This window comes from Neobacillus sp. S1227, assembly GCF_055385255.1.
Window position 1 is genome coordinate 2,341,408 of sequence record NZ_AP038276.1, and the last position, 13,004, is coordinate 2,354,411.

General features: G+C 42.4%; 11 protein-coding genes. 8 read left to right on the forward strand and 3 right to left on the reverse strand.

Annotated elements, in window-relative coordinates; all coding sequences use genetic code 11:
• Window positions 1-21: 21 nt before the first annotated feature.
• Both ACZ5AE_RS11915 and ACZ5AE_RS11920 read left to right on the forward strand, forming a co-directional pair.
• Window positions 22-1,098, forward strand: a complete 1,077-nt coding sequence (locus ACZ5AE_RS11915) for a GerAB/ArcD/ProY family transporter (RefSeq protein ID WP_464572517.1) — start codon at window positions 22-24, stop codon at window positions 1,096-1,098.
• Window positions 1,095-2,195: a Ger(x)C family spore germination protein gene (locus ACZ5AE_RS11920; RefSeq protein WP_464572519.1), complete on the forward strand. Its 1,101-nt coding sequence runs from the start codon at window positions 1,095-1,097 to the stop codon at window positions 2,193-2,195. The genes ACZ5AE_RS11915 and ACZ5AE_RS11920 overlap by 4 nt, the downstream gene beginning before the upstream one ends.
• Window positions 2,196-2,236: 41 nt before the next feature.
• On the opposite strand, the gene ACZ5AE_RS11925 is transcribed toward ACZ5AE_RS11920, so the two are convergent.
• On the reverse strand, window positions 2,237-3,424 hold the full coding sequence (locus ACZ5AE_RS11925) for a TIGR04053 family radical SAM/SPASM domain-containing protein (protein ID WP_464573607.1): 1,188 nt from the start codon (window positions 3,422-3,424) through the stop codon (window positions 2,237-2,239).
• A 470-nt stretch (window positions 3,425-3,894) separates the two neighbouring features.
• On the opposite strand from ACZ5AE_RS11925, the gene ACZ5AE_RS11930 reads away from it, so the two are divergent.
• Window positions 3,895-4,062 carry a hypothetical protein gene (locus ACZ5AE_RS11930; protein ID WP_464572521.1) on the forward strand — a complete coding sequence of 56 codons (168 nt, stop codon included), beginning with the start codon at window positions 3,895-3,897 and terminating at the stop codon, window positions 4,060-4,062.
• A 36-nt stretch (window positions 4,063-4,098) separates the two neighbouring features.
• On the opposite strand, the gene ACZ5AE_RS11935 is transcribed toward ACZ5AE_RS11930, so the two are convergent.
• Window positions 4,099-5,478 (reverse strand): MFS transporter, encoded by a 1,380-nt coding sequence (locus ACZ5AE_RS11935; protein ID WP_464572523.1) that lies wholly within the window; start codon window positions 5,476-5,478, stop codon window positions 4,099-4,101.
• Window positions 5,479-5,610: 132 nt separating this feature from the next.
• Here ACZ5AE_RS11935 and ACZ5AE_RS11940 point away from each other — a divergent pair, with 132 nt between their 5' ends.
• The 4 genes from ACZ5AE_RS11940 to ACZ5AE_RS11955 are packed head-to-tail and all read left to right on the forward strand — an operon-like array spanning window position 5,611 to window position 10,295.
• Window positions 5,611-6,615, forward strand: a complete 1,005-nt coding sequence (locus tag ACZ5AE_RS11940; protein WP_464572525.1) for an XdhC family protein — start codon at window positions 5,611-5,613, stop codon at window positions 6,613-6,615.
• Between the two features lie 49 nt (window positions 6,616-6,664).
• Window positions 6,665-8,995, forward strand: a complete 2,331-nt coding sequence (locus tag ACZ5AE_RS11945; RefSeq protein ID WP_464572527.1) for a xanthine dehydrogenase family protein molybdopterin-binding subunit — start codon at window positions 6,665-6,667, stop codon at window positions 8,993-8,995.
• Entirely contained in the window at window positions 8,982-9,821 is an 840-nt protein-coding gene (locus ACZ5AE_RS11950) for an FAD binding domain-containing protein (RefSeq protein ID WP_464572529.1), read from the forward strand. Before ACZ5AE_RS11945 ends, ACZ5AE_RS11950 begins: the two co-directional genes overlap by 14 nt.
• Before the next feature lie 18 nt (window positions 9,822-9,839).
• A complete protein-coding gene (locus ACZ5AE_RS11955) occupies window positions 9,840-10,295 on the forward strand; it encodes a (2Fe-2S)-binding protein (protein WP_464572531.1) in 456 nt (151 codons plus the stop codon).
• 28 nt (window positions 10,296-10,323) lie between these two features.
• Here ACZ5AE_RS11955 and ACZ5AE_RS11960 read toward each other — a convergent pair whose 3' ends face one another.
• Window positions 10,324-12,387, reverse strand: a complete 2,064-nt coding sequence (locus tag ACZ5AE_RS11960) for a peptidoglycan D,D-transpeptidase FtsI family protein (protein WP_464572533.1) — start codon at window positions 12,385-12,387, stop codon at window positions 10,324-10,326.
• A 180-nt stretch (window positions 12,388-12,567) separates the two neighbouring features.
• Here ACZ5AE_RS11960 and ACZ5AE_RS11965 point away from each other — a divergent pair, with 180 nt between their 5' ends.
• The gene (locus ACZ5AE_RS11965) at window positions 12,568-12,954 is read left to right on the forward strand and encodes a hypothetical protein (RefSeq protein ID WP_464572535.1); all 387 of its coding nucleotides are present in this window, start codon (window positions 12,568-12,570) and stop codon (window positions 12,952-12,954) included.
• The last annotated feature ends 50 nt before the right edge of the window (window positions 12,955-13,004 follow it).

The window sequence follows — 13,004 nt, forward strand, 5'->3', positions numbered from 1 at the left end:
CTTAGGTAAGGAGGGAGGGGATTGAACCGATATTTTCTCTATTTAATATTAATCAATATGTTAATTAACGTAATCATTTTTATACCGAAAATCTTAATTGAATACAGGTATGAAGGAGCGGTAATGGGTGTGTTGATTGCCATACCGATTGGTTTTACCCTTTCCTGCCTTTATAGTAAAGCCATCACGAAATTCCCAGGGCAAGGGCTCCCTGAAATTGCCGATAAATTTTTTAAGCGCCGGTGGTTAACAATTCTCCATTTCGGCACTATTCAACTTGCCGGGTTTTCCGCTGGTCTCATAACTCTGGTTGGTTTTATTGATGTCTTAACCCGGTTTATCAACCCGGAAATGCCAAGATTATTACTGCTGTCAATTTATTTAATCGCTATTATATTTATAATTCAGCTTCCTACTGAAAGAGTTATGTATATTTTAGAAATTGTCCTGTTTATGAATACACCGTTAATCGGTTTCATCATTTTTAAAGCCTTTACCACTGATTATATTAGCTGGGATTCCATTCTTGAAGTTGGCACCCATCTGTTCGATCGGCCAAGTATTAAATCCATTGCTGCAGCTTCTTACGTATTTAGCGGTTATGCCAATCTTGTTATTTTTAATCGAGTAATTAAAGAAAAACTTAAAGTTTGGAACTTTGTTATTGTCCTTTTTATGGGTATTTTCAATTTGTTTACTACCTTTTTAATTCCAATCGGGTTTCATGGATCCGACGGTGCCCAGGAATATCTATACCCTTGGATTTCGACGTCAGATTCCCTGCGCCTCGTTTATAGTCCGATAGAACGAGTCATTTTTATATTTTTATTGTTTTATATGAGTATTACACTTATGAGCATCTCAATACATTGGCATAACACGTTTGAAATATTTAAGGGGATGTTTAGGAAAAAGGAAAACAAAAAGATGAAATGGATTGTCCTTTCAGGCTACTCTGGGTGCGCGGTAATTGCTGTCATGTTCCTTGAAACAATCCTTTTAAATCAAATTACGGTCTATTGGATGATTGCCCGAATTGGTGTTGAAGTAGTCATTGTGATTTCTTTTAGCTTATGGGCAAGGAGGCAGTTAGCATGAACTACGCAAAGAATTGGACTGTTGCAGCTATCATTGTCATCGGCTCTATACTTTTGACTGGGTGCGGTTTCAAGGATATCGATAAGCGCCTGTTTGTCGTCAGTATTGGGGTCGATCTTGCCGCGAACAGTTCAAAAAAATATGATGTCCACCTAAAACTTGCCGTACCTAGCGGGTCAAAACAACAGCCAAACGAATTCACGATTGTATCGGAACAAGCGGACTCGATGTCGGATGCTGTTCGCATTATTAAAACAAAAGTGGATAAGGAGATTGATTTTAGTCACGCCAAGTTGATTTTGGTTGGGGAGGAGCTGGCAAAACAAAAGGGTAATGCGGGGATATACTATTGGCTTTCACGACGCAGAGATATTCAATTGATTTCGTGGGTGGCGGTAGCCAAGCCTAGTGCGTTGGAAGTCCTTAAGGTTAAACCGAAATCAGAACAAATTCCCTCCAATTCTTTATTTCTTGCGATGGGAAAAGACGGCTCGGAAACACCTTATATTCTGCCAGATTTCCTGTTCGATTTTAAGATGAGGCTGATTGAAAGGGGGTTGGACCCTATGTTGCCGATTGTGGAAGCTAAAAAGGATTTATTTGAAATCAATACCACCAGTCTCTTTAATAAAAGTCAGATGAAACTCACCCTTAATCCTGAGGAAACAAAAGCCATGAACTTCCTATTAAATAAGGAGGAAAAATCAGCGATATGGGCAAGAAAGGGTAAAACCAGGTTTTTTATCGATACGCAAAAAATTAACTCAAAGTATAAAATATATACGCCAAAGGGGAAATCTCCATTCATAAAATTTGATATTAAAATAAAGGGAATCGTAGAGGAGACAAACAGAAAAATCCCCAATACGAAATTAGCCGAATATGAAAAGGAAGTAGAAAAAGAAGTTAACAGTTTTATTAAAGAAGTTTTGGTGAAAATTCAGAAGTCCGACCTTGACCCAATTGGTTTTGGACTGCGCTATCGATCCCGCCATTTTAATGAAAATGATTGGGAGGAATGGAAACAAATATATCCAAAAATAGTCTTTAAAGTAGATACTAAGGTTAATCTAACGGATACAGGATTAATAGAATGAAGAATAGGGCTTTCTGTCAAGAAGGCCCTTTTAAAATTTTATCATTCAATCGGTGCAGTTTCCTTATTCCGCATCGCTAGGGGAATATAAACGCAGAATGGCTCACTTTCTAAATAATCTCCGGTGACGGCGTAAGTTCTCGAACGGGAACCGCCGCAGATTTTGTTGTATTCGCATACGCCGCATTTTCCTTTATAATTATCAGGCTTGCGCAGCTCTTTAAATACTTTTGACTCACGATAAATCTTTGCCAAAGGCTCGTCGCGGATGTTCCCGCCCACAATCGGCAGAAGGCCGCTTGGCATCACATCGCCAATATGGGAAACAAAAACAAAGCCATTTCCGTCATTTACGCCTTTTGGCGCCCGCTTCAGCCCGTCGTGCATCGAGGCGGAATCGGTTGTAATCGAATCCTCGTAGCGAATCTTCCCTTTTTCAATCAGATGGTCACGTGTTTTCTGCTGAAGGACAACACGGCGGTAATGCTGTGCCGCTGTCGTCTTAATATCATAGGGGGCTGTTTTACTCAATTCATAAAGCCAGCGGAAAACTTTTTCGTGCTCTCTGGGTGATATGCAGGCATCCAGCTGGCCTCTTCCTGTTGGTACAAGCAGGAAGATATACCACATGACAGCACCCAGCTCTCCAACCAGCTTGGACATTTCCTCCAGATGGTCGTAATTATATCTTGATATAACAGTATTTATTTGCAGCGGCATTTGTAATTCGTTTAGGTATTTTATTTTCTCAAGGGTTAATTCAAAGGAACCTGGTGTCCCTCGGAAATGGTCATGAATTTTTGGTGTCGGACCGTCAAGGCTGAAGCCCCAGCGGGAAAGTCCAACCCCCTTTGCCCGTTTCATTCTTTCGATCGTAACATTCGGTGTCGCACTTGGCGTCATTGAAACCCGCATGCCTTTTTTGATGGCATAATCCGCCAGTTCAAATAGATCTTCACGCATCATGCAATCCCCGCCAGTGAAAACAAGCATTGGATTGCCCATATCATAAATCTGATCAATGAGGTTGATTCCTTCTTCGTTAGATAGCTCCCGCGGGTCAGGTGTTAGCTGTGCATCTGCCCGGCAATGTACACATTTTAGCTGGCAGGCCCTGGTAACTTCCCAAATGACGATAAATGGGTTTTGATCGTAATCAATTGTTTTTCCTCCTCCATTTGGGTGGCCATGCCCCATTCCTTGAAGATGTCCCTTACTAAATCCTTGCATTTTTATCACCAAGTTTCATAGATTTTTTTGTAACCCTAAAAATGCTTTATAGGTCCATTATAAAATTGTAGTCTTCTAGTGAATGGTCGCTTTGTTACAATATTTCTACATTACTAGTAATGTCTTTTCAACTATCAGCGATATCAGTCTTACCTATTTGTAAATCTCGCTATCTTGGTCGCAAACAGCAATTTATAAAAGACTGAAAAGACCTTTCGCAATTCGTAAAGGTCTTTTCTTATTACAAAAAATTAGAAAGTAATAGTATAAGAAAATATATTTTACCTATATACTATACATAAAAAAATACCCGGCCAAGAAAGGCCGGGCAAAAACAATATCTATTAAAAGGGGGGCGGAGGTTGAATGGTTCCAATATCGAACCTATTTTTATCATAATGCTTAAATATGAAAAAATTATGAATGAAAAGTTAATAGATTAAGAAACCCTTTTAGAGGAGGAAATATTGATGAAAGATTATCATTGCTGCGCAACCTGTCAGCATTTTAAAGCTGAGAGAAAAGCGGAAGGAATGTTTTACTATTGTAAACGCTTAGGATATGAGACAAAGTCCAGCTATAAATTCAATTGCTGGAGTCCAAGGGAAGAAATTAAGAAGCTGATGGAAAAGAAATAAAGGAACAAAGGCCAATGAAGCTCTTGTTCCTTTTCTTCAGACTTGTTTAAAATTCCCGAATCGTAGTGATTGCCTAGAAAACCATACACTCATTAAAAAGCTGGCCGTTCCAAGAATAATCATAATACTGCCAACGATTTTCATTTTTTCAGGCGATGCCTCAGCTCCAAATATCATGCCAAGAATGATGGTGGAAAAAATCGAGCCTAGATATCGGCAGGTTTGAAACAATCCGGAAGTTGTGCCGATTATTTTTTTTGGACTTTCTTTTAACATCGCCACTTGAAGTACCACATTGCCAATACCATAGCTTAGCCCCATAATCGATAACAGGATTCCAATCACCATATAGGAAGCTCCAACAAAAAAGAATGTAAAGGAACAGGCCCCAATAATTGATAAAAATGCCCCCGCCATAATCGGCTGATACACACCAGATTTATCTGCCCATTTCCCTGCAAATGTTGATATGATAATGCTGACTCCCGACATAAACAGCATAAGCATGCCGCTTTTTTCTACGCCAAGCCCCATTGCCTCCTGAAAATAAGCAGGCAGACCGAAAAATAAACAATAAAAAAAGATATTTAACAAAATGAACTGCACGTAAACCAAAGTCAGTTGAGGGTTGGTTTTAAAAATATGAATATCAATAAATGGTTCTTTAACCCTCAATTCTCTCCAAGCAAATAAAGCAAAAAAGAGTAAGCCTCCAATCCCTGCTGAATAATGGACACTTTTTTCAAAGGAAAGCAAGAACCATAAAAATAATGCCATTCCAGCAGCAAAAAAGCACATTCCCCAAAAATCAAGGTTGGAGAATAACCTTTTAACCGTTTCCTTATCCTGTCTCACATCCTTAGGAAACATGTACCAGCCAAGCGTGAAACTAAGGAAAACAAAAGGAAGATTCACCCAGAAAATCGCCGGCCAGCCTCCCCAGACAATTAAGAAGCCGCCGATCGTCGGCCCAAGCGCAACCATTGCCGAGGCGAAAATTGACAAAACGGCGAGGGCAGATGCTTGCCGCTCTTTGATATGTTCCCTGATTAACGCCATCCCTGAAGGATAAATCGCACTGCTGCCAATCGATTGAACTAATCTCATTACCACTAATAATAGGAAGGTCGTAGAGAAAGGAGCACCAATAGCTGAAAGGGCAACAAGGACTAGTCCAAACAAAAAGGTGTTTTTCCTGCCGAATATATCTCCAATTTTTCCTGTTACCGGCTGTGCTACAGCACTCGATAAATAGAAGGCGGTAATTAACCAGGATACGGTTGAAAAGGAAAGTTGGAAGTCCTTCTGAATGCTATGTAATGCCAGAGCGATCATCGATGAATTTAGGGGGTTCAGCATGGTTCCCGAGGCAACGCCTGTTATAAACAACGCACGTGTTTGTTTCAAGTCAATCATTCCCGTATTTTTGTTTTAGCATGTCCTTAAGCAATCCTCTCTAGCCGTTAAATAATGAATTTTCATTCTAGGAATAGCCTACCCGGCCATATAAATAGGGTAGGACTTTATGTGTTGAAGCGGGGGAGAGTCATGGATGATTTTTTTCAAATAATTAATGTACTTAACCATCCCGGAAAAAAAGTGCTGGCAACTATTGTTGATGTAAAGGGATCTGCCTATAAAAGAGAAGGCTCTTCGATGATTTTTATAGACGACGGAACTCAGACTGGGATGGTAAGTGCCGGCTGTGTGGAAGCCGATTTAGCGGAATGGGCAAAAAAAGTTCTTGATAGCAAAGAGCCTCAGCTTGTCTGGTACGATTTGACTGAGGAAGATGACATAGGCTGGGGAAAGGGCTGCAATGGGACTATTGGTATTTTGCTTGAGCCGATTAACCAGAAGCTGGAAGAAGATATAAAATTGGTAAAAAAATTACTCGATAACAATATCAAAGTGGCAGGTTTTAAGAACTTGGGCCATTTGGGGGAGTATGTTTTTGTTCCTGAAAAAGGAGAAGCATTTGGCTGTTGGGGAGGCTCATTTCCTATTATTAATTTTGTCTCCAAGAGTGGGCTGATGACAGATGGCATCGTTTTTCAGCACATCTATCAGCCGAAGCCAAGGTTAATCGTTTTTGGGGCTGGGCCGGATGCAAAATCGCTCGTTTCTTTGGCGGCAGAAACCGGTTTTTCCGTTACGGTGTGCGATTGGCGGGAAGCGCTTTGTCAGGAACAAAATTTTCCTGCAGCAGACGAGCTTTTAATAGGGTTCCCCGGGGAGCTTTTAAGGAAACTCATTTTTTCACCCTATGATTTTGTCGTGATTATGACGCATCATTTTCAAAGGGATCAGGAAATTCTCTTGCCGATGCTAGTTGAGAATATTAGATACTTAGGGGTTCTTGGACCTAGAGAGAGAACTTCAAGACTCCTAAATGGAGAGAAAATTCCGGAATGGGTTCATTCACCGGTTGGATTGTCAATCGGGGCGAAGGGGCCAACTGAAATTGCCATAAGTATCATTGCGGAAATGATCGAGGCATGTAGAAAACCGCTCCGTGAAAAAGGAGAGCACTTATGGACTATACCTGATTAGCCGGCATTTACTGGACGAGGAAAAAGAAAGAGTTGGGGAGGGATCTGATTTGGAAGTCGTTGGTAAAAGTGTCATTCGCAAGGAAGCATTCGATAAAGTGACGGGCCGGGCCAAATACACACATGATTACCAAACCAGCGGAATGCTGTCAGCAAAAATGGTCATTAGTCCATATGGCCATGCCAAGATTGTCAGCATTGATACCTCGAAGGCCAGGCAGGTTCCGGGAGTCAGGGCAATTATTGCAGGAAAGCGGTATCCGCTGACGGGTGAGGCCATTCGGGACCGGCCGCCTCTTGCCGTTGATAAGGTTAGGTATCACGGCGAACCAGTTGCCCTGGTAGTGGCAGATACTCCCGGGCAGGCGAAAACGGCTGCTGATTTGATACATGTCCAATATGAACCATTGCCTGTCGTTAATTCACCTACTCAAGCGTTTAGAAGGGATGCCCCCTTGGTTCATGAACGGTTAGGTGAATACAAAAAAGAAGAGGATTCTCACCCGGTGCCCGGCACCAATATTGCTACTCATATTAAAATCCGTAAAGGAAATATGGAAAAAGGCTGGGCTGAGAGTGATGTTGTGGTCGAAGCGAGCTTTTCATTTGCCCCGTCCGACCACGCGGCGATAGAAACAAGATGTGCTACAGCTGAGATATTACCTGATGGACAAATTACCATTATGACCTCTTCTCAGGCACCCTTCATGGCAAAACGGTTAATTGCCGATTACTTTGAGGAGGACATCGGAAAAATTATTGTTCATACACCATTCGTTGGCGGTGCCTATGGCGGTAAGGCATCCGTCCAGCTTGAGGTACTTGCCTACCTCGCCTCAAAGGAAGTCGGCGGAAAGCCAGTTAAGCTTTTAAATACAAGAGAACAAGATATACTGACTTCTCCGTGCCATATCGGCCTGGATGCCACCGTGAAATTTGGCGCAGACCGCAACGGGAAACTAAAGGCTGCTGAGATTCAATACTTATGGGATGGGGGCGCATATTCCGATAAAGCGATAGATGTAACGAGGTCTGGCGCGGTAGATTGTACCGGCCCTTATAAGGTTGATCATGTCTGGTGCGATTCCTATTGTATGTATACAAACCACCCGTATGCTGCACCATTCAGGGGCTTCAGCCATTCAGAGCTTTCCTTTGCAATCGAGCGAACCATGGATATCCTTGCCGGGAAATTAAACATGGACCCGCTGGAGCTCCGATATATTAATGCCATTCAGCCAGGGGATACAACGCCGACAAGAGTTCTTTTGAATCGAAGTAATGTTGGGGACTTGCGAAAATGTATTGAGAAATTAAGTGAACTGTTCAATTGGAATGAAGGACCTGTAAAAGAAATAAATGAGCGGTACGTAAGGGTAAAAGGGATAAGCTGCAGCTGGAAAACATCAACGATTGACCCTGATGCACCTTCAGGGGTAATTTTGACGTTTAACCGGGACGGGAGCATCAATTTAATGTCTGGTGTGATTGAAATTGGCACCGGGACGAAAACGGTTCTCGCGCAGATTCTTGCTGAACGGTTGAAAATGGATGTCAATAAAATTCATGTGCGGATGGAGGTGGATACCCAGACGACACCCGAACATTGGAAAACAGTGGCCAGCCGTGGTACCTATATGGCTGGGAGAGCGGTTTTAGAAGCAGCGGAAGATGTTATTCGTCAGTTAAAAGAGATTGCAGCCTGTGTATTAAGGGCGCCGATCCAAGATTTAGAGGTGGGAGGAAGCCGGGTATATTTACGCGATGATCCTGCGATCGGACTACATTTCAAAGAGATTGGCTACGGCTATAAGTATCCAAATGGGAACGCCATTGGCGGGCAAATTATCGGAAAGGGCAATATTGTTTTAAGGCATCTTAGCCATTTAGATCCTGAGACCGGCGCTGGAAAACCGGGCCCGGAATGGACGCCTGCAGCTTATGGTGTTGAAATTGAATTCGACCGCCGGGATTACACCTACAGACTGGTTAAGGCGTGCACGGTCGTCGATATAGGGAAAGTTATGAATGAAAAGGCAGCCCTCGGCCAAGTAATGGGGGCGATGAGCATGGGACTCGCTTTTGCCGGCAGAGAAACTTTTTATTTTGATGAACTTGGCAGAGTCCTAAATCCACAGCTGCGAACGTATCGTCCGCTTCGCTACGGAGAGAACCCAGAATATTTAGTTGGCTTTATTGAGACCCCTGCCCTTGATTCCGCATATGGTGCCCGCGGTGTCGGGGAGCACGGACTGATGGGGATGCCTGGAGCATTGGGAAATGCATTGTCACTGGCGGCGGGAGTATCCCTGAACCACTTGCCGCTCATTCCAGAATTAGTATGGAAGACAAAGGAGGCAGCAAAAAATGCTTCCATTTGATTTTGATTATTACAGGCCGCAATCGCTCAACGAAGCTGTTGAATTATACCAATACTTAGCACAGCAAGGAAAAAAGCCGATGTTTTTTTCCGGCGGAACTGAACTTATTACACTTGGAAGAATTGATTTGGCTCATACCGATGCTGTTATTGATATTAAGGGGATAGCAGAAGGCAGAGTTATGGAGATGGATGGGGATTATTTGGTTGTAGGGAGTACCTTATCTTTATCAGAAATCGAAGAGGCAAACCCTTTCCCCCTCTTAACAAAGACCTCAAGGGAAATTGCCGATCACACTGCCCGAGGGAAGATAACAGTCGGAGGCAATTTATGCGGACAAATTTTTTATCGGGAGGCTGTATTGCCGTTTTTATTAGCGGATAGCCAGGTGGTTCTTATTGGCCCTAAAGGTGTGAAAACAGCGTTTATTCACGATGTTTTTAACAGAGAACTTCAGTTGGAAAAAGGAGAATTTCTCGTTCAAATAGCTACTGAAAGAAGGTTTGTTGAGGCACCTTTTATCAGTATAAAACGGCGTCAACAGTGGGACACAGGCTATCCTCTGATTACTATTGCGGCTCTTAAAATCGATAGGGAAATCCGCGTTGCCATTAGCGGACTATGCCCGTTTCCATTCCGTTCGAGGGAAGTGGAGGAAGCAATAAACAGACAGGGAGTGACTGGTGAGGCAAGAGTCGAAAGTGCACTTACTGTTTTGCCCCGGCCCATTTTAAACGATATTGAAGGATCGACTGAATACCGCCTATTTGTATTAAAGAATTTGTTTATTGATGTCCTTCGAGCTTTGGATGGAATGACAGTGTAAAAAAAGGGGGAGCTTTTAATGAGCTTGCACACTTTTCCATTGAATGTTAATGGAGAAAAGCGAATGGTGACCGCCAGATTTGCGGACACCCTTTTATTTGTACTGCGTGGAAAACTTGGGCTGACAGGCGCAAAACCAGGCTGTTTAAATGGTGATTGTGGAGCATGTTCGGTAAATGTGGATGACTGGCCGATGAAATCATGCTTGATGCTGGCCGTTGAGGCCATTGGAAAAGAGATAACAACAATTGAAGGGCTAAAGGATACACCTATCCAAAAAGCCTTTGTAGAAAATTTCGCCTTTCAATGCGGATATTGTACACCAGGATTTATCATGAACTGCCATGCACTAATTAAACAGCACCCAGATGCAAGTAACGATAAGATCAAGGAATGGCTGGAATCCAATATTTGCCGGTGCACAGGTTATGCCGAAATCGAGAAGGCAGTAAAAAGTGTTTTGGAGAAAAAATAAGAGGGTGCTAAAGGAGCACCCTTTACCCTTATTGTTTTTTCAATTGGAAGTAGGTATCCAAAACCCTTCGGCCAATTTTTAAATTAGCCTTGTTATCTTCATCTCCTTGAAAGGCCCATGGAACTAAAACGGCCATGGCCACCTCAGGATTAGTACTTGGAGCGTAGCTGACAAGACTTAGGTTCATAACTGCTGGAGGAATATCACCAAAGCGGCTTCTTAATGGGCCATCATAAAAGGCTTCTGCTGTACCTGTTTTTCCGGCAGGTGCATAAGCAGCACCTTCGAAAAATTTAAAGGCCGTACCGCCCGGTTCTTGCATGACTTTGCGAAAGCCCGCCTGTACTCGGTTCAGCCATTCCTTTTTGGCATCAATTGTATTTAAAACGACAGGAGAAATTTCCCTTGCCACGGAACCCAGCTCCTCCGTTCCCGAAGCAGGCAGGCGGATTTCCTTCACGACATGAGGCTGCATTCGATAGCCGCCATTAGCGATGGTCGAAACATATTGGGCAAGCTGCATTGCTGAGTAGGTATCATATTGTCCGATGACCAGATCGAGCAAATATCCTGGAAGCCTGCTCATTCCTTTAAATCCAGTTTGCTCATTTGGTAAATCAATACCAGTTCTTGTCCCAAGACCAAATGAAGCGAAGGAATTTCTGATGGTCTCAAACGCTTGAGTATTTTTAAGATTTAATGGCTTATCGTATTCATAATGCGCGTTGCCAATTCTTAAGGCTGTATGAAACATATAAACGTTAGAGGACTTTTTTAACGCCTCAATTTCATTTAATCTTCCTAAATAAGCATAAGACTTTTTAAGCGGAGTGTCTTTAATTTTAATTCCGGCATCATCAAATACCGTTCCAGGTGAAATCGCTCCCGTTTTATATCCGGTTAAGACAGTTGCCCCTTTCACCGTGGAACCAACATTATATGTAGTTGTAAACGTGCCAAGGGCATCATCCTCCATAACTTTTCTCCCAGAAGAATCCTTGACAATTTTCTTTCCGGACATGGCCAATATTTCGCCAGTAAAGGGGTTCATTAAAACAACATAAGCCCTGTCAGTCAATGCAGTACCCGGCATTTTTTTGGCAGCCCAGAGTTCTTCTTCGATGATCTTGTCAATAGCTTTCTGCAGGTCCATGTCAATGGTTAAGACAAGGTCTTTCCCTTTTTGGCCGTCTGAGACAGGCAGCGATTCAATGACCCTTCCGGTTTTATCGGTTACATTTTTAACTTTTGTTTTATATCCCCTTAATACTTCCTCATACTGCAGTTCCAGTTGACTTTTGCCAACCCGGTCATTACGGCTGTATCCTCTTGCTAAAAAATAATCCAGCTGGTCGGCCGGGAGTCCTTCATCCGAATTAGTCACTTTGCCAAGGACAGACCTCAGTGTGTAATCAAAAGGGTAGGACCGCTCCCAATCGGTAGTCGTATCGACGCCCGGAAGGGACTCGAGATTTTCGCTGACAACAGCATATTCCCCATCACTTACGTTTTCATTTTTAACAAGTTGTGAAGTGAATTTATACCCGCTGGTAAATTCTCGGAATATGGCGGCTGCCTCTAGTTCCTCCTCTGATAAATTCATCTCCGCGTCACTTATGCGTTCTAGTTTTAATTTATATAAATCCTGATCCGTTAATTTCTTTGCAGCAAACAATTCCTTTTCTTTCCTGGTGATTTTTGCATCCGCTTGCCTTGGATTTTTTATAATCCAATAATCCTTTTTATTTTTGTCGGTTAGTTTATCTGTATTTTTATCGATTAGTTTTCCTAATTTCTCAGCTGTTTCAAGCATTTCTGTTAGCGAAAATCCTTCGTTGCTGAAGGTAATGGCGCTTTTCGGGATATTATCCACAATAACTCGGTTATTCCGGTCAAACATTTTCCCTCTTGGAACTGGGTTACTTACTGTAATTCCTTCTTTTCGTTCCAAATCCCTCTTGAAATTTTCTCCATAGACAATCTGAACAAAGCCAAGCCTTAGAATGAGGATGGAAAACAATAAAAACACACTGAAAAAAAGGAAATTTAAACGAAAGGGAAAATGGGACTTTTTCTTTTTTTCCTTTTCCAATCAGCTTTCACTTCCTTTTTCCTGCGAATTGATAAAATTATTATGCCTTATTGTAAAAAGATGCATAACGAATAAATTGGCCAATTATTTTCATAAAGTGATATTTTCTATTTGGATATTATCCTGTTAAATATAGAAAACTAAGTTTTGACAACTTCAAAGGAAAGGGGTCCAGCAGTTGTGAAAAAACAGCAGCAAAAGCAATCCCAAATGGACCAACTGCAAAAAATGCAGCAAGCGACTCAGCAGCTTCAGGAAAACAGGCCGGCCATGGAGCAGCAATTTCAGGCGCAAAAGAAACAGGCATTGCAAACTATGCAGGAAGCCTCGCAAACCATTCAGCAAAATGTTTCAATGGCAAATCCACAAGGCATGCAGCAAGCACAACAAAAGCTTCAGCAGGCGGTCCAACAGCTTGATTTGATGCAGGGTATAGCCGTGACCCAGGCTGCCACAGCTCAGCAGCAGCAATTGGAGCAGGTTCAGCAGCAGATTGAACAGGCCTCGCAAACCCTAAGTTTGATTGAATCTCTGAATACTACCAATAACAGTTTCAAGAAAGGATGAATGATAATACAACCCAGCTTATGGATCATACTTTAAGCTGGGTTGTATTT

What these genes read in the sequence shown, in the direction of transcription:
- ACZ5AE_RS11920 (WP_464572519.1), top strand. Translation starts at nt 1,095, where the DNA reads ATGAACTACGCAAAGAATTGGACTGTTGCAGCTATCATTGTCATCGGC.
- ACZ5AE_RS11925 (WP_464573607.1), bottom strand. Translation starts at nt 3,424, where the DNA reads ATGCAAGGATTTAGTAAGGGACATCTTCAAGGAATGGGGCATGGCCAC.
- ACZ5AE_RS11930 (WP_464572521.1), top strand. Translation starts at nt 3,895, where the DNA reads ATGAAAGATTATCATTGCTGCGCAACCTGTCAGCATTTTAAAGCTGAG.
- ACZ5AE_RS11935 (WP_464572523.1), bottom strand. Translation starts at nt 5,478, where the DNA reads ATGATTGACTTGAAACAAACACGTGCGTTGTTTATAACAGGCGTTGCC.
- ACZ5AE_RS11940 (WP_464572525.1), top strand. Translation starts at nt 5,611, where the DNA reads ATGGATGATTTTTTTCAAATAATTAATGTACTTAACCATCCCGGAAAA.
- ACZ5AE_RS11950 (WP_464572529.1), top strand. Translation starts at nt 8,982, where the DNA reads ATGCTTCCATTTGATTTTGATTATTACAGGCCGCAATCGCTCAACGAA.
- ACZ5AE_RS11955 (WP_464572531.1), top strand. Translation starts at nt 9,840, where the DNA reads ATGAGCTTGCACACTTTTCCATTGAATGTTAATGGAGAAAAGCGAATG.